Annotated in this window: 17 protein-coding genes; 7 read left to right on the top strand and 10 right to left on the bottom strand. The window is 69.7% G+C overall.

Annotated features, from left to right (window positions below):
- Positions 1-16: 16 nt before the first annotated feature.
- Positions 17-988 (top strand): FAD-binding oxidoreductase, encoded by a 972-nt coding sequence (locus J7E87_RS24135; RefSeq protein ID WP_215096575.1) that lies wholly within the window; start codon positions 17-19, stop codon positions 986-988.
- Between the two features lie 78 nt (positions 989-1066).
- Here the strand turns inward: J7E87_RS24135 and J7E87_RS24130 are convergent, their stop codons facing one another.
- From J7E87_RS24130 to J7E87_RS24095, 8 genes are all read right to left on the bottom strand, one after another.
- A complete protein-coding gene (locus J7E87_RS24130) occupies positions 1067-2791 on the bottom strand; it encodes a BCCT family transporter (RefSeq protein WP_215096574.1) in 1725 nt (574 codons plus the stop codon).
- 81 nt (positions 2792-2872) lie between these two features.
- Positions 2873-4153: a M14 family metallocarboxypeptidase gene (locus J7E87_RS24125; protein WP_215096573.1), complete on the bottom strand. Its 1281-nt coding sequence runs from the start codon at positions 4151-4153 to the stop codon at positions 2873-2875.
- A complete protein-coding gene (locus J7E87_RS24120; protein ID WP_215096572.1) occupies positions 4150-6126 on the bottom strand; it encodes a Xaa-Pro dipeptidyl-peptidase in 1977 nt (658 codons plus the stop codon). Before J7E87_RS24120 ends, J7E87_RS24125 begins: the two co-directional genes overlap by 4 nt.
- Before the next feature lie 92 nt (positions 6127-6218).
- Positions 6219-6458, bottom strand: a complete 240-nt coding sequence (locus J7E87_RS24115; protein ID WP_251017897.1) for a hypothetical protein — start codon at positions 6456-6458, stop codon at positions 6219-6221.
- A gap of 32 nt (positions 6459-6490) precedes the next feature.
- Positions 6491-6904, bottom strand: a complete 414-nt coding sequence (locus tag J7E87_RS24110) for a hypothetical protein (protein ID WP_215096571.1) — start codon at positions 6902-6904, stop codon at positions 6491-6493.
- Between the two features lie 46 nt (positions 6905-6950).
- Positions 6951-7493 carry a protease inhibitor I42 family protein gene (locus J7E87_RS36210; RefSeq protein WP_215096570.1) on the bottom strand — a complete coding sequence of 181 codons (543 nt, stop codon included), beginning with the start codon at positions 7491-7493 and terminating at the stop codon, positions 6951-6953.
- A complete protein-coding gene (locus J7E87_RS24100) occupies positions 7453-9036 on the bottom strand; it encodes a peptidoglycan-binding protein (protein WP_215096569.1) in 1584 nt (527 codons plus the stop codon). Before J7E87_RS24100 ends, J7E87_RS36210 begins: the two co-directional genes overlap by 41 nt.
- Positions 9037-9047: 11 nt before the next feature.
- The gene (locus tag J7E87_RS24095) at positions 9048-9419 is read right to left on the bottom strand and encodes a hypothetical protein (protein WP_215096568.1); all 372 of its coding nucleotides are present in this window, start codon (positions 9417-9419) and stop codon (positions 9048-9050) included.
- A gap of 476 nt (positions 9420-9895) precedes the next feature.
- On the opposite strand from J7E87_RS24095, the gene J7E87_RS24090 reads away from it, so the two are divergent.
- Together J7E87_RS24090 and J7E87_RS24085 are read left to right on the top strand one after the other, a co-directional pair.
- Complete coding sequence (locus J7E87_RS24090; protein WP_215096567.1) at positions 9896-11395, top strand: M1 family metallopeptidase; 1500 nt, start codon at positions 9896-9898, stop codon at positions 11393-11395.
- 220 nt (positions 11396-11615) lie between these two features.
- Positions 11616-12656, top strand: coding sequence for a LacI family DNA-binding transcriptional regulator (locus tag J7E87_RS24085; RefSeq protein ID WP_215096566.1), 1041 nt, complete (start codon positions 11616-11618; stop codon positions 12654-12656).
- Between the two features lie 30 nt (positions 12657-12686).
- Here J7E87_RS24085 and J7E87_RS24080 read toward each other — a convergent pair whose 3' ends face one another.
- Entirely contained in the window at positions 12687-15524 is a 2838-nt protein-coding gene (locus J7E87_RS24080; RefSeq protein WP_215096565.1) for a glycosyl hydrolase, read from the bottom strand.
- A 253-nt stretch (positions 15525-15777) separates the two neighbouring features.
- Between J7E87_RS24080 and J7E87_RS24075 the strand changes: the two genes are divergently transcribed.
- From J7E87_RS24075 to J7E87_RS24060, 4 genes are all read left to right on the top strand, one after another.
- Positions 15778-17082, top strand: a complete 1305-nt coding sequence (locus J7E87_RS24075; RefSeq protein WP_215096564.1) for an ABC transporter substrate-binding protein — start codon at positions 15778-15780, stop codon at positions 17080-17082.
- Positions 17083-17229: 147 nt separating this feature from the next.
- A complete protein-coding gene (locus tag J7E87_RS24070) occupies positions 17230-18186 on the top strand; it encodes a carbohydrate ABC transporter permease (protein WP_215096563.1) in 957 nt (318 codons plus the stop codon).
- Entirely contained in the window at positions 18183-19088 is a 906-nt protein-coding gene (locus J7E87_RS24065; RefSeq protein WP_215096562.1) for a carbohydrate ABC transporter permease, read from the top strand. The genes J7E87_RS24070 and J7E87_RS24065 overlap by 4 nt, the downstream gene beginning before the upstream one ends.
- Before the next feature lie 47 nt (positions 19089-19135).
- Entirely contained in the window at positions 19136-20536 is a 1401-nt protein-coding gene (locus J7E87_RS24060; protein WP_215096561.1) for a GH1 family beta-glucosidase, read from the top strand.
- Here J7E87_RS24060 and J7E87_RS24055 read toward each other — a convergent pair.
- Positions 20508-21383 (bottom strand): oxygenase MpaB family protein, encoded by an 876-nt coding sequence (locus J7E87_RS24055; RefSeq protein WP_215096560.1) that lies wholly within the window; start codon positions 21381-21383, stop codon positions 20508-20510. The genes J7E87_RS24060 and J7E87_RS24055 overlap by 29 nt on opposite strands.
- Between the last annotated feature and the right edge of the window lie 46 nt (positions 21384-21429).

Genomic DNA, 21429 nt, shown 5'->3' with positions numbered 1-21429 from the left:
CGGCTACCGTCCCGGCATGAGCGGCGATGTGTTGGTGGTGGGCGGCGGGGTCGTCGGGCTGACGACCGCGGTCGTGCTCGCGGAGAGTGGCCGTGGCGTACACATGTGGACGCGGGAGCCCGCGGAGGAGACGACATCGGCGGTGGCGGGCGCGCTGTGGTGGCCGTACCGCATCGAGCCGCAGGAGCTGGTCGGCGACTGGTCGCTCGCGTCGCTGCGGGTGTACGAGAAGCTCGCCGCCCGCCCCGAGGAGACCGGTGTCCGGCTGGTCGCGGGCATACACGCCGATGTACGGCCGGCGGATCTGGGGCCGTGGGCCACGCAGGTGGGGGGGTTGCGCGAGGCGGAGGCCGATGAGCTGCCCGACGGATACGCCGGCGGGCCGTGGGCCCGGATCCCGCTGATCGACATGCCCGTTCATCGGGGCTGGCTGCGGCGGCGCTTCGAGGCCGCGGGCGGCACGGTTGAGCTGCGTACGGTCAACTCCTTCGCACAGGCGGCGAAGCGGGCGCGGGTCGTGGTCAACTGCACCGGGCTCGGCGCGCGCGAGTTGGCCTTGGATGATCAACTGCGCCCGGTACGGGGGCAGTTGGTGCTGGTGGAGAACCCGGGCATCGAGGAGTGGTTCACCGCGGCCGACCACGCCTCGGCCACAACGACGTACTTCTTTCCGCAGCCCGGGAGGCTGATTCTGGGCGGCACCGCGGAGGACGACGACTGGCGCCTCACGCCCGATCCGGCGACGGCCGAGCAGATCGTGGCGCGTTGTGCGCGGATCCGTCCCGAGATCGCGGGGGCGCGGATCCTCGGACACCGGGCGGCGCTGCGCCCTGCGAGGCCGCAAGGGGTACGCATCGAGGCCGAGCCGCTGCCGGGCGGCGGTGTTCTGGTCCACAACTACGGCCATGGCGGCGCCGGGGTGACGGTCGCCTGGGGCTGCGCCCAGGCGGCGGCCCGCCTGGTGCGCCGGGCGGACCCGGCGCCCTGAGCGGCACCGCCCGCCCCGGTCGTGACGGAGCGGGCGACACCGTGAGCCGGGACCAACCGGTAACCTCAGCCGAATTGATCAACGGGTTCCCATCGGTTTCTGGTCGTCCTCCGGCCCCTCGCCCGGCCCGATCCGGATCTCGAAGTCGCCGTCGTAATTCTTGTGGCCCGCGATCACCGCCGACCCCACAGCCTCGACCCCGATCTCGCCGCGCACGATCAGCGGGTCGTGGCGCAGATCCCGCATCAGCGCCATGCACATGCCCACCATGACGATCACGAACGGCGCGGCCACCAGGATCGTCAGATTCTGCAGTCCCGCCAGTGCGTCGCCCTTTCCGTTCCCGATGAGCAGCATGATCGCCGCGACGGCACCTGTCACCATGCCCCAGAAGACGACCACCAGCCTGCTGGGTTCGAACGAGCCCTGCTGCGAAAGCGTCCCCATCACGATGGACGCGGCGTCCGCGCCCGACACGAAGAAGATGGCGACCAGGATCATCACCAGCAGGCTCATGGCCGTGGCAATCGGATACTGCTGCAGCACGCCGAAGAGCTGGCCCTCCGGCGTCGTCTCGCCACGGAGCTTCCCCTGTTCCTGCAGCTTCATGGCCGTACCGCCGAAGACCGCGAACCACACCAGGCTGACGGTGCTCGGCACCAGGATGACCCCGCCGACGAACTGACGGATCGTGCGCCCCCGGCTGATCCTGGCGATGAACATCCCGACGAACGGGGTCCAGGAGATCCACCAGGCCCAGTAGAAGACCGTCCAGCTGCCCAGCCAGTCGGCGACGCCCTCGCCGCCGCTGGCCTCGGTGCGGCCGGCGAGCTGTGGCAGATCACCGAAGTAGGCGAAGATCGACGTCGGCAGCAGATCGAGGATGAGGATGGTCGGCCCGGCGGCGAAGACGAAGACGACGAGCAGCAGCGCCAGCACCATATTGATGTTGGACAGCCACTGGATGCCCTTCTCGATGCCGGAGACCGCGGACGCGACGAACGCCACGGTCAGCACCGCGATGATGCCGACGAGCAGACCGGTGCTGACCTTCTCCATCCAGCCCAGCTCCTGGAAGCCGCTGCCGATCTGCAGGGTGCCGAGGCCGAGCGAGGCCGCCGAGCCGAAGAGCGTCGCGAAGATCGCGAGGATGTCGATGACCCGGCCGGGTGCGCCGTAGGCGTGCTTCTCGCCGATGAGCGGCACGAAGACCGCGCTGACGGTCTGTCGCCTGCGGCGGCGGTAGCTGCTGTAGGCGATGGCGAGTCCGACGACGGCGTAGATCGCCCAGGGGTGCAGGGTCCAGTGGAAGAGCGTGGTGGCCATGGCCGTCTGCATCGCTTCCGCCGAGTCGGCGGGGGCGGTGCCGGGCGGCGGCTTGGTGAAGTGGGCGAGCGGCTCGGCCACTCCGTAGAACATCAGGCCGATGCCCATGCCCGCGCTGAACATCATGGCGACCCAGGACACCGTCCTGAACTCCGGGCCCTCGCCCTCCTGCCCGAGCGGGATCTTGCCGTAGCGGCTGATGGCGAGCCAGAGCGCGAAGACCACAAAGCCGGATGCGGCAAGCACGAACGCCCAACCGCCGTTGTGGATCAGCCCGCTCAGCATCCTGCTGGAGACGCTCTCGAGAGATTCGGTGGCAACGGCGCCCCACACCACGAAGGCGATGGTGAGGACGGCAGTGACGCCGAAGACCAGCCGGTCGGTCCTGGCGCGCTCGGTCTCATGAGGATGGGCGGGGAGATCTGCCGTCACCGGCCGCTCTCCCCGGTCTCCCGGTTGCGTTTCGTCTTGCGACACGAGTGGCACCCCTCACGGTTTGGCGGAACCTGCTTTCGCTCCTCGGCTACCCGATACCACAAGTCATGCACGCCACCGCCCTCAACAGGCAGTGAACGGCTGTCCCGCTGTGAGGTGGTATGTCGCACGGGAATCGAGAAGAAGCGGAATCAGTGCGCGCTGGGACTGGCGCAGCGGTACGAACGCCCCGTCCCCGTCCGGCCTCGACACGACGCCGTGCAGCGTCAGCTCGTCCCCCACATCCGCGTACTGCGCCGCGTCGAGGCGGTAGCCGCAGGGCGGATCCTCAAGGGTCTCCTCGGCCGTCGCGGGGTCGTTGTCGGCGCCGCCCAGATAGACCGGACCGCGGTCCCTGAAGCCGGCCAGCCTCGCGGCCGCGGTCGCCGCCTCGATCCGGCCGCGCCGTTCGTCGGCGAAGGTCAGCAGGCCGTCCAGAGCGGCCAGTTGGCTGTCGACCCGGCGCCGGTTGTTCAGCGCCGGGTCGGCCTTCTCCTCCTCGGTGAGGGGGTCGACCCGGCTCTCGATGAGCAGGCCCAGGGCGTTCTTGACGCCCGAGGCATTGCGCAGGATGCGCTCCTGGCCGTCACCCGCTGTCTGCTTGATGGGGTCGCCGGTGACCGGGTCGGTCCAGATGCCATAGGTGCCGGTGCTGAAGCCGCTGTCGTGCGCGGCCGGGCGGACATGGCGTGCGGAGAGGTTCTGCGACTCCTGGTGGACCTTGGCGTCGGTGTTGAGGTTGCGCGGCCAGAGGTCGAAGAGGTCCTTGTCGTAGTACGGCGGGGTGGCGCCGTACTCGTGCAGGTCGTAGACGACGTCAGGGCGTTGGTCGCGGATGACGGTTGCCATCGCCCTGGCCTCGGCGGTCTTCAGGGCGATGTGGTCGCGGTTGATGTCGACCCCGTCTGAGTTGCCCCGGGTGTCCGCGGCCCGTCCGTCCGGGTTGGCGGTGGGGACGACGAGGATTCTCGTACGGGACAGCAGTCGGCGGGTTTCGCCGTCCCTGGCGTAGGCGAGATCGCGGATCGTGCTGAGGCAGGCGTCGCGGCCCGAGGGCTCGTCGCCGTGCTGAGTACAGATCAGCAGGACTGTGTTCGCGGCGTGCTGAGCGCCGATGCGTACGAGCTGGAGGGGCCGGCCCTGCTTCGTGGTGCCGATCCGGCCGACTGAGACCCGGTCGCTGCCGCGGTCGACGGCGGCCAGAAACGTCTGCTCCTCCGGCTGGCTGGTCCAGCGCGCGCCCTGGCTGGTCTCGAAGCCGGTGCGGGGCACGCTGTGCGCCGCCTCGGCCGGCGCCGTGACCAGCGGCACGGCAAGCGCTGCCGCGGTGGCTGTCATGGCCAGCATGCGGATACGGGACGTCATCGGCTGTCGCCTCCAGGGATCGGGCGGATGGGACGCGGCTCGGCCACACCGCTGAGCCGGGCTTCGCGCGGGGTGAGGTACTCGGTGGACCCCGCGGTGGCGCGTACGAAGGCGGCGGCGCCGCCGACGATCGGCAGCTTCGCCGATGTACGGGCCAGATCGAGGGTGAGCGCCGGGGTGCTCGCGGGCGGGTCGATGAGGTCCCTGTCCGTGCCGCCGACGATCAGGGCGAGCCGGTGCCCGGCCGGGACGACATGGTCACTCGCGTGCAGATCGAGGGTGATGGTGTACGCCGTGCCGGGGGTCAGCGGGCGGCCCTTCGCGTCAGAGGCGTAGTTGCCGAGGTCCGCCCAGCCGCGGCTGAAGACCGTGTAGTCGACGGCTGCCGTGCGGGCCTTGGTCTCCTTGAAGCAGGAGCTGTCGCCCGGGGTGCTCGCGCCCCAGCAGCTGCGTTCGGCAAGGGTGGTGATGCCTTCGCCGGCCGCCGCGTAGTCGCGGATGGTGTCGGGGCCGAGGTCGACGAGGACGGCGGAGAGATGGGCGCTGGTGGTGGACGGTGTGGCAGTGATGCTCACCCTGGAGGAGCCGGACAGCCGCAGGTCACGGCCGAAGGGCTTGGTGATGAACCCGGCCTTGGAGGATGTCGACCGGTCGATCTGGGAGGCCCAGTCGGTCTCGTCGAGCGTCGGGTCGTCGGTGAAGGTCTCGGTCACGCCCGGGCGTGCCGGCTCCAGACTCAGGGTTCCGACGCCCGCCGCCGCGCCCTTGTCCGGGCGGAGGCTGGTGGTGTCGGTGGACCGGGGCGGCCAGACGCGGTCGGTGGACCACTGGTCGGGGGCGCGCTCGATGTCGGCCATCGGCTCGCGGTCGATGCCGTTGTCGTAGCCGAGGAGGTAGTGGTCGAACCAGCGGTGCAGGGTGCTGACCCACTCGGCGCGGCGGAAGTCGAACGGGTCGACGTGCCCGGTCTGCGAGAGCCAGACCTTGCGCTCCACGCCCTCGTCTGCGAGGGCGTCCCACCACTGGCCGAGGTGCTTGGAGCGGACGTTGAGGTCCTGCATGCCGTGCACGGCGAAGACGCTGGCCTCGACGTTCTCCGCGTCGGGAACGTAGTCGCGCTCGTTCCACAGCCGGGTCAGATCACCGTTGCGGGGCGCCTCGTCGACCAGACGCTGCTGGACGGCCTGGCAGCGGGCGCGGGCGTCGGGGCTCTCGACGTAGTCGGAGAGCCATTCGGGGCCCGAGTTGTAGAGCGGGGCGCCCTTGGCGAAGTAGTAGTCGTACCAGGAGGAGATGGCGCCGATCGGAACGATCGTCTTGAGCCCCTCGACTCCGGTGGCGGCGACGCCGTTGGCGATCGTGCCGTCGTAACTCTTGCCGATCATGCCGGTGTTTCCGGTGCTCCAGCCGGCCCGGGCACGCTCGTCGCCGGTGCGGGTGGTGTATCCGCGGCCGCGGCCGTTCAGCCAGTCGACCACGGCCTTGGCGGACTGGATGTCGGAGCGGCCGCCGACGTCGACGCAGCCGTCGGAGCGGTTGGTGCCCGCCAGGTCGACGGCGACGAAGGCGTACCCGCGCGGGACGAAGAAGTTGTCGTAGAAGAGCGGGAACTGGACGGGGTTGCCATTCGCGTCGTAGGTCTTCTTCTGGCTCTCGTTGCCGCGTCCGCAGCAGGAGTAGTACGGACTGGCGTCCATGATCACGGGGATCTTCCGGCCCTGCCGCGCGGGTTCACGCGGCCGGACGATGTCGACGGCGACCCGATCGGTCCGGCCGTCGCCGTCCGCGTCGATCCGGGTGTCCACCCATACGGACTCACGGATCGCGTTGTCGTACGAGTAGACGGGTCTGCTCTCCCGTACGGGCGCGCTCTGGGCGCCTGTCGGGGCCAGGGTCATGGCCATCAGGGCGGCCGAGGCCGCCGCCACCAGCGATCTGCTCGTCAGGCGGGTGCCCCGCGCATGTGTCGGCATGGGCGGAAGGTACTCCGGTCAACTCCTGTGCAACAGAGGGCATTCGGGTGCCCCAACCGATCTCGGCGGAGGCGACTCGACCGCCACTCTCGTCAGCGCAGGGCCTGCACGACGCGGTTGCGCAAGATCTCGCTCATTCTGTTGGGCGACGACGCCGAGTTCGGCACGGGTGCGGTGGACGAACTCGCGAACGGCCGGCTCGCGCCGCCAGGGGGCCAGGGCCTGTTGAACTCGCGGACGTAGTCCTTGGCGCGGGTGGACTGGAGGCGGGCGAGGATGTCGACGCTGCGATTGCCGAGTTCGAGGCCGTGGTCGAGATCGCGGCGCGTCACACCCGCCGCCGTACTCGGATCGGCTACTCAGATCACGTACTCCGGCCCCGCGCCCGGGTCAGCTGCTTCAGTTCGATGATGGTCGCGACGGCGCGCAGCCAGGTGGCCGCGGTGTCGTCGGCGGCGGTCCCGCCCACGAGTTCGGTGCCGGCCCGCAGCCACTCCCGTACGAGGACGGCCGCCTCCCGGCGGGGCAGGGGATCGGGCAGCTCCGCGGCACGGGCGAGTCCGCCGGCGCGCACCGTGTCGGCGAGGAAGGCAACCGAGCGCGGCTCGGTGCCGAGGCGGTCGAGGATGACGGCTGCGGCCGCGGCGCCGTCGCCGAACAGGGCGGTGCGCCGGGTGCCGGGCTCAGCGGCGAGGCCGTAACGCAGCAGGACGGTGATGTCGAGCCGGGCCAGCTCGTCGTCCGTGCGGTCCGGCGGGTACGGGGCGTCTTCGTTCATGGCGGGGCCTCGGGTGTCTCGTCTCATCCCACTTGTCCGCTGCGGCTCAGTCGACGGTGACGGTGTAGGTGATGCGCTCGGGTGCCTGGGAGGGGGTGGTCGCCTCCGTGGTCGGGGTGGCGGAGGGTCCAGTCGTCTCGGGGGGCAGGGTGGAGGTGTTGCCCTGACAGGTGGTGAAAGTGCAGTGCAGCAGCGTGAACCGGGTGGTCCCCTTGCCCTTGGCCTCGAAGGTGAAGGTGAGCCGGCCGCCTGCACCGGCCACCGGCTCGTCGCCGGAGTCCGAGGCGTAGTCCTGGCCGCGGCTGACCAGCACGGAGCTGTCGGGCTCGGGGTCGACCAGATACCAGTACTCGCGGGTGGAGGCGTTCTGGTCGACGGTGAGCGTGAAGCGCTCGCCTGGCTCGGCAGTGATGCTGGTGTCCTTCACCGGGCGGCTCGCGGTGCTCGTGGGATGGCTCGTGGAGCCGCCGGCCGGTTCGTCGGTGCCCGAGCCGCAGCCCGTGGCGAGAGCGAGGAGTGCGGCCGCCGCGATCGCGGCACCGCCCCTGCTACCGCGGAAGATAGACGCTGTACGCGTTGGGGAGTTCACTTTTGGAAGCCTTGCCCATGTGGCCGTTGATGAAGTCGTCCTCGCTGACCCAGGTGGTCGAGCCCCAGGGGTTGTACACCTGAAGCATGTCACCCTCCTGGGCGATGATGGTCATCGCGTGGGCGCCCTTCTCGCCCGAGACGTCGACAGGCACCGGGTGCCCCTGCGCCACCGACTTCTCGACTTCGGTGAGGACCGCCCTGCGTTCGGCGGCGCTGTTCAGGTCCTGGCGCTCGTAGTCAGTGCCGGTGGCACTGCCGACGGTGGTGTCGTTGATCCGTTCCTGCCCGTCCGGCCCCATGCCGCCCCAGTTCTCGCCGCCGTCGCCTTCGGTGTGCAGCCGGTGCTGTTCGGCCACCAAGCGCTGCTTGAAGGCGTTGGGGTCGTCCTGCTGCCCGTCGGCGCCGCCGGTGAGGTCGAGCGCGTAGAGGGGGTCGACCATGGCGCGGGACGTGACGGTGGACGAGGCCACGCAGGTGCCCTCGGAGCCGTCGCCGCCCTGGACCCACCGCTGGCCGTGGAACGTGGCGTAGTCCTTGTTGTTGTTCGAGCCGTCCGGCGCCAGGCCTTCGTCGTTCATGCTGTCCGCGGCGGTGACCACCGGAGTGAGGTGCCGGCGCAGCCAGTCGGGGTCCTTGCCGTGGATCTTGTCCTGGAACTTCCCGATCTCGTCGACGCTGTGACCGGCGGCCAGGGCCTTCATCAGGTAGGCCCGCTCCTGCGGGGTGTCCGACTTCGCCAGCATCCGCTCCATGGCCGTCTCGTCACCGAGACTCAGCAGGTCCATACGCGTCGACGCGCGCGCCAGGTCGTCGGCCGTGAGGATCTCGTTCAGCTCGGTGTCGGCACCCGCGACGCCGGTGTCGGCAAGCATCAGCTTGTCGACGGCGGTGAGTTCGCTGGTCTCCATCTTCCCGGCCCGTGCCTCGGCGGCCCACTTGTTCAGGTCCCGGGCCGCGACGCGGGTGGCCTCCTGCGCGTCGGAGACGGCGGCGTGCATCAGGTCGACCGCGTAGGAGCCGAAGTGGGCGGCGTTCTTGCGGTCCCACTCCTCCCCGTCGTTCTCGTGCAGGTCGTCGAAGAAACCGTCCTTGCCGCCGAGCGTCTTCCTCTGCTCCAGCAACTGTCCGCGGCCCTGCTCGTCCTTGCGCTGTGCGGCGCCGATCGCGTCGGCCAGCGTCAGCAGCACCGTCGCGCCCTCCTGGAACGCCTCGCTCATCTGACTCACCGACCGCCCGGCGGCGTTCACCGCGTCGGAGGCGAGGACGCTCGTGTCGCCGACCCACACCTCCGGAAGACCTCTGCGGCCCACCCGGTCGACCTGGTCGAAGACGCCGCCGACCTCGCCGACCTGGCCGTGGTAGAGCCTTGCCAGGCCCTCCAGCACGCCCTGGTCGCCGCCCGGTTCGGCCACCGAGAGGGCGTTGTCGATCAGGTCGAGGAGCTCGTTCTTGCTCCCGGCGCCGAGCATCTTCTTGGACAGCCCGGCGAGCCATGCGAGGCGGAAGGAAGGGGAGTGGAGGGGGGAGGAGAAGAAGGACACCGGCCCGTTCCTCAGTAGCTCGACAGGGCCGAGGTGCGCCCGCCCTGCGCCGATGTGTCGGTGCGGCTGCCCGTGCCGCCGTTGGGGACGCTGTCCACGTGCGTCTTCACCAGTCCGTCGGTGCCGCGGTAGGTCGCCTTGGACAACTGCACCTTGCCACCGAGCTCGTGCAACGCCGACGCCAGTGTCTTGGCCTCTGCCTCCCAGGCCTTGACGAACGAGTTCAGGGCCGACGCGGCGTCATCGCCGCCGACATCGCCGTACGAGTACCTCGTGCGGCACTTGACTGCCGAGCTGACGCCGTCCATGTCCGTGCCGGCCTTGTCGAGTTGCTGGGCCAGGCCGGTCATACCTGCCTTGACCTGGTAGCCGTCCGAGCCCACCGCGCCTCCCCCGTATGCATTCGATCATGACCGCGAGCAGGCTAACACGCACTGTACATACAAACGATCATGCGTCTTCCGTCACGCACACCTCCTCCACATGGCTTCAGAACGAAGTGGCGACGCGGACGGCGTCGGCGGGATCTCGCGAGAAATCCAACCCCATCGGAGCGATTGTCTCCGCCTCGCCCATGCCGATTTCCGCGAGATTGACTGGCCGCCCCAGCCGTTCCCCAAGAGCTTGGGCCAGCAGCCGGGGCACCGGGGGCTTCGGGGTCATCCCGCGCCGACACCAGTTCGCCACGGAGGTATGCGAGTAGTCCGTCTCTATCGGTGAGGCTGCAGTGTCGGTGAGGGCTGCAGTCGCATGCCGGCCGAATGGCGATCACATGAAAGGCCGAGCTGCGCTCATGACTGCGGGCGCCGGGTCTGAATAGGGTTCAAGAGATCACCAATTCCGACGACTTGGAGCATCCGTGCACCGCAGACTCATCGTCCCGGGCGGGCTGGCGGCCTCACTGCTGCTGGCGATCCCGGCATCGGCCGCCGACTCCTCGCCGGGCGCCCCGGGCATTGGCGACCCCTACTACCCGGCCAGCGGAAACGGCGGATACGACACATCCCACTACGACCTGCGGCTGAAGTACCAGCCCGCCACCGATCTGCTCGCGGGCACGGCGACGATCCTGGCCACCGCCACGCAGAACCTGAGCCGTTTCAACCTCGACTTCGGTCTTGACGTCAGCGAGGTGCGGGTCAACAACAAGAAGGCGCAGTTCAAGAAGGAGGGTGACCAGGAGCTGGTCATCACTCCGACCGCGCCGCTGGAGAAGGGCAAGCCCCTCTCAGTGGTCGTCCGCTACGCGGGCAAGCCCTCCGAGCTGAACATCGGCGGGTACACGGCCTGGCACCGTACTCCGGACGGCGGAGTCGCCGCCCAGGAGCCGGACTCGGCCGTGTGGTGGTTCCCGAGCAACGACCACCCGCTGGACAAGGCCACGTACGACATCTCGGTCCTGGTGCCCGACGGGACTCAGGCGATCAGCAACGGTGTCCTGCAGTCACAGAGTTCGAGACTGGGCTGGACCCGCTACAACTGGCGCTCCAACAAGCCGCAGGCGTCGTATCTCGCCACGCTCGCCGTCGGGAAGTTCGACATCACCACCGACAAGACGGCCGACGGGCTGCCGATCCTCAATGCGTACAGCAAGGATCTCGGCGACAACGCGGGGGCGGCGCGGGCGAGCGTCGAGCGGACCGGTGAGGTCGCCGAGTGGCTGACCGAGGTCTTCGGACCGTACCCCTTCAACGCTCTGGGCGGCTACGTCCCCAATGTGACCAGCGGCTATGCGCTGGAGACGCAGACCCGTCCGTTCTACAGCCCGCGGCAGTTCGCGAATGGCGCGAATGTCTCCGTGGTCGTCCATGAGCTGGCCCACCAGTGGTACGGCGACAGTGTCTCCGTCGACGGCTGGAAGGACATCTGGGTCAACGAAGGCTTTGCCCGCTACAGCCAGTGGCTCTGGTCGGAGAAGGAGAGCGAGGGCACCGCGCAGGAGCTCGCGGACTGGGTCTATGCCCAGCACCCGGCCGATGACGCCTTCTGGACGGTCAAGCCCGGTGACCCGGGCCCGGACAAGCAGTTCGACATCGCCATCTACGACCGGGGCGCGCTGGCGCTCCAGGCGCTGCGGGGCGAGGTCGGCGACAAGGACTTCTTCGCGATCCTCAAGGGCTGGCCGACCGACCACGCCTACGGCAACGCCAAGGTCGGCGACTTTGTGAAGTACGCCGAGAAGGTCTCCGGCAAGCCGCTGGCCGATCTGTTCGACACGTGGCTCTACCAGCCGTCGAAGCCTGGCGCTCCGGCCGCGGCGGGTGCCCGGATCGCGAAGGCCGACGGCAAGCACGCCCAGCCGAAGTCGTGGAAGAAGATCGCCGCCACGAACACGATTCACGAGCGCGACCATCACTGAGCCGCAGTCGCGAAGCGTAGTCGCGAGGCGCCGCCGTCCCTGTCCGGGACGGCGGCGCTCCCGGTCCCGGGTCGGCTACGGGCTGCCCGGGCAGGCCCCCTGGCAGGCCGGGGTGGGAGCGCTCTCTGAAGATCGCCGGGACCGGATATCCTGTACCTGGCAGCGCTCTCCCCCGCTGTCGTTCGACGCGGCTGACTGAAGCAGTTGAGGAGCGCCCGCCTTGCCCGAGCAGACCACGGGGTCCCGCCCCACCCTGGAAGCCGTCGCCGCCCGCGCCGGTGTCTCCCGGGCCACGGCGTCACGGGTCGTCAACGGCGGCGCGGGGGTTCGCCCCCCGTTGGTCGACAAGGTGCGCCAGGCGGTCGAGGAGCTCGGATACGTACCGAATCAGGCGGCCCGCACCCTGGTCACCCGGCGCAACGGCGCGGTCGCCGTGATCATCGCCGAGCCGGAGTTCCGGATCTTCTCGGACCCCTTCTTCGAACAGCAGGTGCGCGGCATCAGCCGCGAGCTGACTGCGTACGACTCCCAGCTGGTACTGCTGTGGGTGGAGGGGCCCGGCGACTACGACCGGATCGCCCGGTATCTCGGCGGCGGCCATGTCGACGGCGCACTGGCCTTCTCGCTGCACAACGACGACGAACTGCCCGCCATCATCCGCCGGGTGCAGGTGCCCACCGTCTTCGGCGGCCGTCCGGGCTGGCCCGGCGCCGCCTCCGAGCTCGCCGTCCCCTATGTCGACTGCGACAACCGCGGCGGCGCCCGGGAAGCCGTACGTCACCTGGTCTCCCTGGGGCGCCGGCACATCGCGCACATCGCGGGCCCCCGCGACCAGACCTCCGCGCTGGACCGGATCGACGGCTACCGAGACGTCCTGCTGGACGCCGACCCGGAGCTGGTCCGCCAGGGCGACTTCACCGCGGACAGCGGCGCCCGCGCGATGGCCGAACTGCTGGACCGCCGCCCCGACCTGGACGCCGTGTTCGCCGCCAACGACCTGATGGCCTCGGGAGCGCTGCGGACGCTGCGCGAGCGGGGGCGGCGGGTGCCGCAGGATGTGGCGCTGGTCGGCTTCGACGACATGGCGTCGGTGGTGGAGACGACCGACCCCGCGCTGACGACGGTCCGTCAGGACATTGAGGGAATGGGCCGGTTGATGGTCCGCCTGCTGATGCGCGTGCTGAACGAGGGCGAGCCCGGGGCCGGCGCTCCCGCCTCGGTGATCACTCCGACCACGCTGGTGCGGCGGGCCTCGGCCTGAGAGGGCCGTTGCCCGCCGCCCACCGCGCGGTCAGCTGAACGGAATGACGACCACCGACTTGTCCGTGCCGGTCTGGAGCTTCGCGGTGCCGTTGCCGATGGCGCTCCACACCTCCAGTCGTACGGTGCCGCCCTTGAGATCACCGAGACTTCCGGTCGCCGACTTCAGACCGCGGGACTGCGCGTACTCCTCCCAGCCCGCCACCGGATCGGTCGCGAAATAGTGGTAGGTCTCGCTCCGGTCGAAGGTGCCGTCGCCCGTGAGGTCGTAGCTGATACGGGCCTGCTGGCCGAGGCCGACGGTTGTGCCCGCGTCCAGCTGAAGGCGGAACGCGGTCGCGGCGCCAGGCGTCAGCGTGCCGTTGACAGATCTGATCTCGTAGACGAGCGGCTGGTGCACAGTGCCGTCGTGGTTGGCGCCGCCCGCCGACGCGATCGTGTCGCTGCCCGCCGTGCCGCCCGTCGCGGTGGTGAGCACCCCTCCCGTACGGAGCTGGAAGGTGTTGCCCGTGGGCGGATCCGGATCAGGATCGGGATCCGGGTCGCCTCCACCGGTCCCCGTGCCGGTCGCCGTCGAGCGCGCCGGGACGGTGAGCGTCTTGCCGTCGGAGAAGGTCACCGTACGGGCCGTAGCGCCGTAGTTGTGCGCGGCGTAGGTCCGTGCCGTGCCCTTGGTGAAGACCGCGGAGCTCGGAATGTCCCCGGTCACCGTGGCGTCGGGGGCGCCGAGCGCGTCGAGCGTGCTGATCCAGTGGTAGGTGTGCGCCTTGGACTCGCCCTGCTCGGGGGTGTAGCCCGCGTTGCCCGCGTCCCACTTGGCCTTCGCCGCCGCCGGGTCGGCGAGCGACTGGAACTCCCAGAGGATGTCGCGCCATTCGACGGCCGGGCCGCCGTTCTCCCGTTCCATCTCGGCGATATTGCGCCGGATGGCCGCCTTCTCGCCGCCCAGGTGGAGTGAACCGCCGGTCACCGGGAGGACGTTGATGCCGTGGATCTCCTCCGGGTTGGCTGTCCACCAGGTGGCGTACGCGGCGCCGCTGCCCCAGACCATGCCGGCCGTGTCATGGCCGAAGGAGGACGGGAAGACCTGCTCGTCGGCGTCGAACCAGTACTGGGCGATCGCCTCCGACTCGGTGGTCAGCAGATACGTCCCGAGGTCGCGCAGCGCGGTGTCACCGGTGGCCGAGCCCCACAGCACGAGGCCCGCGCTGAGGTTGGTGGACTCCGACGACGACTCCTGGTTGTTGCCGGCGGCGAATCCCTGGTGCCCGGAGGCCCAGCTGTGACCCGCGTACACGTCGAAGCCGCGCAGGAAGGGGAAGGCGGTGTCCGTCCGGCTGGGGTTGGCCGCGTCCCGTACCAGGGTCTTGACCATGCCGCCCCAGGCGGAGTCGGCGGCCCAGGCCGGGTCGTACTGGGCGACGACCGCGGCCGCGTAGACGTAGTAGCTGTAGTGGAAGTGGTGGTCGTTGAGCTCGGTGTCGCTGCCGTACGAGGCGGGGTAGCCGGTGAGCGTCTTCCAGTCCTTGTCGTACGAGAACTCGTTCGCTCCGCCCGCCGTGAACCAGTCCTGCAGACGGCCCTTGATCAGGCCGAGAAGCTTGTCGCGGGTGGCGCTCTCGCCGATCTGGTCGGCGGCGGGCACCAGTTGGGCGAGGCGGCCGAGCGCCTTGCCGGTCCAGTAGGTGTCGGTGTAGCCGGAGAAGGGATCGGGGTCGTTCGCGACCTGGTCGAGATAGCCCTTCAGCCGTGCCGTGTCGACGCCGTTCGACTTCGGCAGCCCGGGCAGCACCGCGGACGCCTTCTGGCTGGTGCTGAAGGAGGCCGCCTCGCGAACCTTCATGGTGCCGCGCGGTGAGACGTATGTGTACGCGGTCAGCGGGTCGGCGGTGTGCAGCCACTGATGGCGGTAGAGGGCCTGGAGCGTGCCGCGTTCGGCGCCTTCCTTTGCCTCGGTGGTCAGGCTGTAGGTGCTCTGCACGGTGCCGCCGGTGTAGCTCCAGGTCGCCTTGGAGCCGGTGACGAAGCTGTACGCGTACTTCTTGTACGTCGCGAGCGCGTCGGCGGAGGGCAGTACGGCGAGCGAGAAGTAGTCCTTGGCGCCGAGGCCCGCTGTGACGGTGGAGCCGGAGACCGTCCAGTCGCTGCCGCCGGGCGCGAAGAGGGCGTAGTGGTGGCCCGCGACGGTGATGCCGAGGACATTGCCCTGGTCGGCGAAGACGGCGGGCGCGGCGGCGGTGGTGATCTGTGCGTTGCCGCCGGAGCCGTTGGCGTATACGAACGGCAGGCCGTGGCCGATGGTGGCGCGCAGCGTGCGTGTGCCGTCCGACCAGTAGGGGGTCACGGTCCAGTCGGACCAGTCGTCGGCCTTGGTGTCCGGTGAGTTGAGACCGGTGAGGCCGAGGGTGAGGTCGCGCTTGTGGGCGTACTCGTACTGGCGGCCCTCGCCGACGACCGCGGGCGTTGTGGGGTAGCCGACTTCGAGCCCGCCGGCGGTGGCCTGGTAGGTGAGCGGGTGGCCGTACATGGGGGTGGAGTACGGGTTGTCGCCGTATCGCTGGAAGGCGAGGGACGACCACCAGTCGTTGGTGGGGACGGGCTTGTCCTTCGCGGCGGGGGTGACCTTGGGAGTGACCGGCGCGCCGGTGTTGGTGGTCGGGCCCGACGTACCTGCGGGGCGGGTGTCGGAGTAACTGCCAGAGCCTACGGGGATGGTGGCGGCCACCGCCGGGGTGGCGGCCACCGCCGGGGTGGCGGCCACCGCCGGGGTGGCGGCCACCGCCGGGGTGGCGGCCGGGCCCAGGCCGAAGGCGGCCAGGGCGAAGACCAGCACCAGCGCGGCAGCTGGTCCGGTGCGAGTGGCTGGCATGGACGGCACCTCGAAGTCATCACGGGAAGGGGCGGCCGAGAGCGCTCTCAGATGTCAAGGAACGTAAAACTCCTGAAACAGAGGTGTCAATAGTTGAGACACAGGCGGTAGTTGGCGGGGGTTGGCGATGAGTCCAAGCCGTTATGCCTTCGGGACTTGACGGGATGTCCGCCTCCGGGGCACTCTCCAGACGCATCTTTGAGAGCGCTCTCAACCAGCGGTCTCGCTCCACCGAAGCCAAGGGAGGCTTCTCATGCCCATCGCCCGAGCCGCCAAAAGGGCCACTGTCCGCCTGGGTGCGGTCGCGCTCGCCGGGGCACTGCTCGCCGCCTGTGGATCCGGATCGTCGGACGGCGCGTCCGACAGCGCCGGCGGCAAGGTCACGCTCACCGTCGACCTCTTCGGATCCTTCGGCTACAAGGAGGCCGGGCTCTACGCGGAGTACGAGAAGCTCCACCCGAACATCAAGATCAAGCAGAGCGACACCGAGGACGAGCAGGACTACTGGAAGTCGCTGCAGACCCGGCTCGCGGGCGGTGGCGGCCTCGCCGATGTGCAGGGCATCGAGGTGGGCCGGATCGCCGCCGTCACCCAGCAGCAGGCCGACAAGTTCGAGGACCTGAAGAAGTACGGCGCTGACAAGCTGAAGGACCAGTTCGCCGAGGCCAAGTGGTCGGCGGCCACCGGCAAGGACGGCCAGATCGTGGGCCTGGGCACGGATGTCGGCCCGGAGGCCATGTGCTACCGCACCGACCTCTTCAAGCAGGCCGGGCTGCCCACCGACCGCACTCAGCTGGCCGCCAAGTGGTCCACCTGGGACAGCTATCTGGCGCTGGGTAAGGAGTACAAGAAGAAGGCCCCGGCCAAGAGCGCCTGGGTGGACAGCGTCGGCAGCATCTACGCGATCATGGTCGGCCAGCAGAAGGAGCTGTACCACGACGCCTCCGGAAAGCTGATCTACGAGGACAACCCGGCGATCAAGGCCGCCTGGGACGCCTCCACCGAGGCGGCGCAGGCAGGCCTGAGCGCCAGGCTCGACCAGTGGTCACCGCAGTGGAACCAGGCGTTCTCCGCCGGCTCCTTCGCGACCATGCCCTGCCCCGCCTGGATGCTCGGCTACATCAAGGGCCAGGCCGGTGACGCGGGCAAGGGCAAGTGGGACATCGCCAAACTGCCCGCCGGGGCGGGCAACTGGGGCGGCTCGTATCTCTCGATCCCCCGCGCGGCCAAGCACAAGAAGGAGGCGTACGAGCTGATCCAGTGGCTCACCGCCCCCGAGCAGCAGGCGAAGCTCTTCACCAAGCAGGGCAACTTCCCCTCCTCCACCGGCGCCATCGCCAAGGTCGCGGCGGCCAAGGACCCGTACTTCTCCGACGCCCCGATCGGCCAGATCTTCGGTGACGCCGCCAAGGCCGCGCCGGTCCAGGTGCTCGGCGTCCACGACAAGAGCGTGGCCGACCAGATCACCAACGCGCTGAGCGAGGTGGAGCGCAAGGGCACCTCGCCCGACAAGGCGTGGTCGACCGCGAAGAAGAACGTGGAGAACGCGACCGGCTGACGCGGCGGTGCCGGGGAAGCGCGGGTGCCACCCGAACTTCCCCGGCACCGCTCAGTGCTCGCGGGCCGGTCCTCGGCACCCGGCCGGACCGGCCCGCGGCTTCTGGTCTTCGCAGCTTCCCCCATCAACTCCTCGAAGGGCCGAACCGTGACCCTCACCGCCACCGCGAAGCCGGTCTCCCCGCAACCGGGGGCCCGGCCGTCGGCCGCGTACCGGACCTGGCGCACGCTCTCGCCGTACGCCTTTGTCGCCCCGTTCTTCACGCTGTTCGCCGCCTTCGGGCTCTTCCCGCTGATCTACACGGCCTTCGTCTCGCTCTACCGGGTCGAGCTGCAGACGCCCGGCGAGATGGAGTGGCGGGGCCTTGGCAACTACACCGCGCTGTTCGGCGACGAGATCTTCTGGACCGCGCTGCGCAACACGTTCACGATCGGGGTGCTGTCCACCGTCCCGCAGCTGGTGATGGCGCTCGGGCTGGCCCATCTGCTCAACTACCGGCTGCGCGGCCGGACTTTCCTGCGTACGGCGATGCTGCTGCCGTACGCCACCTCGGTCGCCGCCGCGACGCTGGTCTTCGCGCAGCTCTTCGGCCGCGACTTCGGGCTGATCAACTATGTGCTGGGGCTTGTCGGTTTCGGTCCGGTGGACTGGCAGGCCGGCACGGTCGCATCGCAGATCGCCGTATCCACCATCGTCGTCTGGCGCTGGACCGGCTACAACGCGCTGATCTATCTGGCGGGCATGCAGTCCATCCCGAGCGAGCTGTACGAGGCCGCCGCGATGGACGGGGCCTCCCGCTGGCGGCAGTTCATCCATGTCACGCTGCCGGGGCTGCGTCCGACGATCCTGTTCACGGTCGTCGTCTCGACGATCGGCGCAACGCAGCTGTTCGGTGAGCCATTGCTGTTCGAAGGCTCCATCTCGGGCGGCATCTCGCACCAGTACCAAACGCTCGGCCTCTATATGTACGAGCAGGGCTGGGGCTTCTTCCATCTGGGCCGGGCCGCCGCCATCGCCTGGGTGATGTTCCTGCTGATCCTGGTGCTGGTCGGGGTCAACGCCCTGATCGCGCACCGCCGTTCCCGCAAGGAGGCCGGCCGATGACCGCGCTCGCCGTCCCGCCGACGAAGCCGCCTGCCGCGGGCCCACGACCGGAGCCCGGGCGCCCGAGGAGGAACCGGGCCGGCCGCACCATGCAGGGCGGCAAGCTCGCGTACGCGATCCTGATCGTCGCCGTCCTGATCTCGGCGTTCCCGTTCTACTGGACCATCGTCGCCGCCAGCCGCTCCAACGCCGATCTGGCGAAGGTGCCGCCGACGCTGCTGCCGGGGTCGAATCTGATCCATAACTTCGAAGCGGTGATGGAGGAGGCCGATATCGGCAAGGCCCTCCTCAACTCCCTCATCGTCTCCGGCTCGATCACCATCGGCACAGTGCTGTGCTGCACACTCGCCGGTTTCGCCTTCGCCAAGCTGCGCTTCCGTGGCCGGGGCGCGCTGCTTGCGATCACGGTGGGGACGATGATGATCCCGCCGCAGCTCGGTGTGATCCCGTTGTTCATGCTGATCGCCGAGTTGGGTTGGGTGAATCAGCTGCAGGCCGTGATCCTGCCCGGTCTGGTCTCCGCCTTCGGCGTGTTCTTCATGCGGCAGTACCTGGTGCAGTCGCTGCCGGACGAGCTGATCGAGGCGGCGCGGGTCGACGGTGCGTCCACCGCGCGGATCTTCTGGTCGATCGTGGTGCCCATCGCCCGGCCCGGTATGGCCGTGCTCGGCATGCTGACCTTCATGGCCGCGTGGAACGACTTCTTCTGGCCGATCGTCGCGCTCTCCTCGCAGGAGCCGACCGTGCAGGTGGCGCTGCGCCAGCTGGGCGGCGGCTATGTCCACGACCAGTCCGTGATCATGGCCGGCACGCTGCTCGGCACCCTTCCCGTGCTGCTGGTCTTCGGTCTGCTCGGCCGGCAGATCGTCGGCGGCATCATGCAGGGCGCCGTCAAGGGCTGACCTCGTCCCCCCGCCGCTCCATCTCTATTTCCTGGGAGTCCCACCTCATGACCGCTGTCGACGCACGCCCGGAGACGACGACGGAGCTCCGGTTCCCGGCCGGTTTCCGCTGGGGCACCGCCACCGCCGCGTACCAGATCGAGGGCGCCGCCACCGAGGACGGCCGTACGCCGTCCATCTGGGACACCTTCTGCCGCACGCCGGGCAAGGTCCGCAACGGTGACTCCGGCGACATCGCCGCCGACCACTACCACCGGATGCGCGAGGACGTCGCGCTGATGAAGCAGTTGGGCGTCACCGACTACCGGTTCTCGGTAGCCTGGCCACGGGTGCAGCCGACCGGGCGCGGTCCCGCCGTACAAAAGGGCCTGGACTTCTACCGCCGGCTCACCGACGAACTCCTCGGGGCGGGCATCCGGCCCGTCGCCACGCTCTACCACTGGGATCTGCCGCAGGAGTTGGAGGACGCGGGCGGCTGGCCACAGCGCGAGACCGCCGACCGGTTCGGCGACTACGCCAGGATCATGGCGGATGCGCTCGGTGACCGGGTGGCGACCTGGACCACCCTGAACGAGCCGTGGTGTGCGGCGTTTCTCGGCTACGGCTCGGGGGTGCACGCGCCGGGCCGCACCAGCGCGAGTGCCTCCCTGCGCGCGGCCCACCACTTCAACCTGGCGCACGGCCTGGCGGCTCAGGTACTGCACGGCGCCCTGCCCTCGACATCCGAGATCTCGCTGACGCTCAATCTGCACGCGGTGCGTCCGCTCACCGGTTCCGAAGCCGACGTGGACGCCGCGCGCCGGATCGACGCCGTGGGGAACCGGATCTTCCTCGATCCGGTGTTCCACGGCCGGATTCCGCAGGACCTGGTCCGTGACACGGCCGCGGTGACCGACTGGGCCTTTGTCCAGGACGGCGATCTGGAGGTCGTCTCCACGCCGATCGACTCGCTGGGCATCAACTACTACTCCCCCACCGTCGTCGGCGCTGGCTCCTCCACCTCGCCGTCCCCGTGGGCCGGTGCGGAGGAGCATGTGCGCTTCCTGCCCGCGCCCGGCCCGCGCACCGCGATGGACTGGCCGGTGGACGCCGACGGTCTGTACGAGCTGCTGACCCGGCTGCGCGACGACCTGCCGGGCGTGCCGCTGGTGATCACCGAGAACGGTGCCGCTTACGACGACTACGCAGACCCGTCCGGCGAGGTCCACGACCCCGAGCGGGTGGAGTACCTGCGGGCCCATCTGTCGGCGGTGCACCGCGCGATCGGGGCCGGCGCGGATGTGCGCGGCTACTTCCTCTGGTCGCTGCTCGACAACTTCGAGTGGGCGTACGGCTACAGCAAGCGGTTCGGCGTCGTCCATGTCGACTTCGCGACCCAGCGCCGTACCTTCAAGGACAGTGCACGCTGGTACGGGGACGTCATCGCCCGGGGCGGTCTGACCGGCTGATCCGGGCGGCCCGCCGCGCCTCGCGCGCGAGCGGGAGGTACCGCAGTCGCTCGGGGAGTACGGGAACCACGGCCCGTACGACCCGGGCGAACGCGCGCAGTCTGCGCTCCTGTTCGTCCGTCCACTCCAGGCCGATCGCCTCACGCGCGTCGGGCGGCATCAGCCCGATGGTCATGAAGCGGCGGAAGCGGGCGAACGCGGGCAGCAGCACCGGCCACGCGGCCCTGAGCAGCACTGTGAGAACCAGCGGCCCGCGGTCGGGCGGCGGTATCGCCGGGTCGGTGGCGATCAGTTCGCGTACGACGACGGTCGCCTCCAACTCGTCGGCGAGCACCTTGCGGTAGTAGGGCCAGAACTCCTCGATCGTCTGCGGCATGTCCCTGTCGTGGATGCCGAGGATCCGCCCGACCTGGAGCCACTCTGCGTAGAGCTTGCGCTCCTGGGCCTCGGTGAGCGGGCGCGCCAGATAGCGCAGCGCGTGCTGGTAGACGGGAAAGCCGGTGGCGTGAACCCAGGAGTAGTAGGCGGGCTCGAGCGCGTGGTACCTGCGGCCGTGGGCGTCCGTGCCCTGGATGGTCTTGTGCAGCGCCCGGAGCCTGCGTCCCTCCTCGGCCGCCGCTTCGCCGCCGTACACCCACAGCTGGAGCGAGCGCAGCGAACGCTCGCCGCGGCCCCAGGGGTCGGTGCGGAAGACGGAGTGCTCGTCGACTCCGGCGCCGACGGCGGGGTGGGCGACCTGCAGGGTGAGTGCGGCGGGCAGCATCAGCAGACCGCGGATGTCACCGGCGAGGGTCCAGAGCACTCCGCCGGGCGGTGGAGGTACGGGGTCAGCCGCGGGCCCGGTCATTTCACCATCGTAACTTTCCGGGGGTCGAGCGGGCATTGCGCGGCCC

It is taken from the genome of Streptomyces sp. ISL-1, from assembly GCF_018614585.1.
Lineage (GTDB): Bacteria > Actinomycetota > Actinomycetes > Streptomycetales > Streptomycetaceae > Streptomyces > Streptomyces maoxianensis.
The sequence above is the reverse complement of the archived record's forward strand: the minus strand, read 5'-3'. Positions and strand labels throughout refer to the sequence as shown.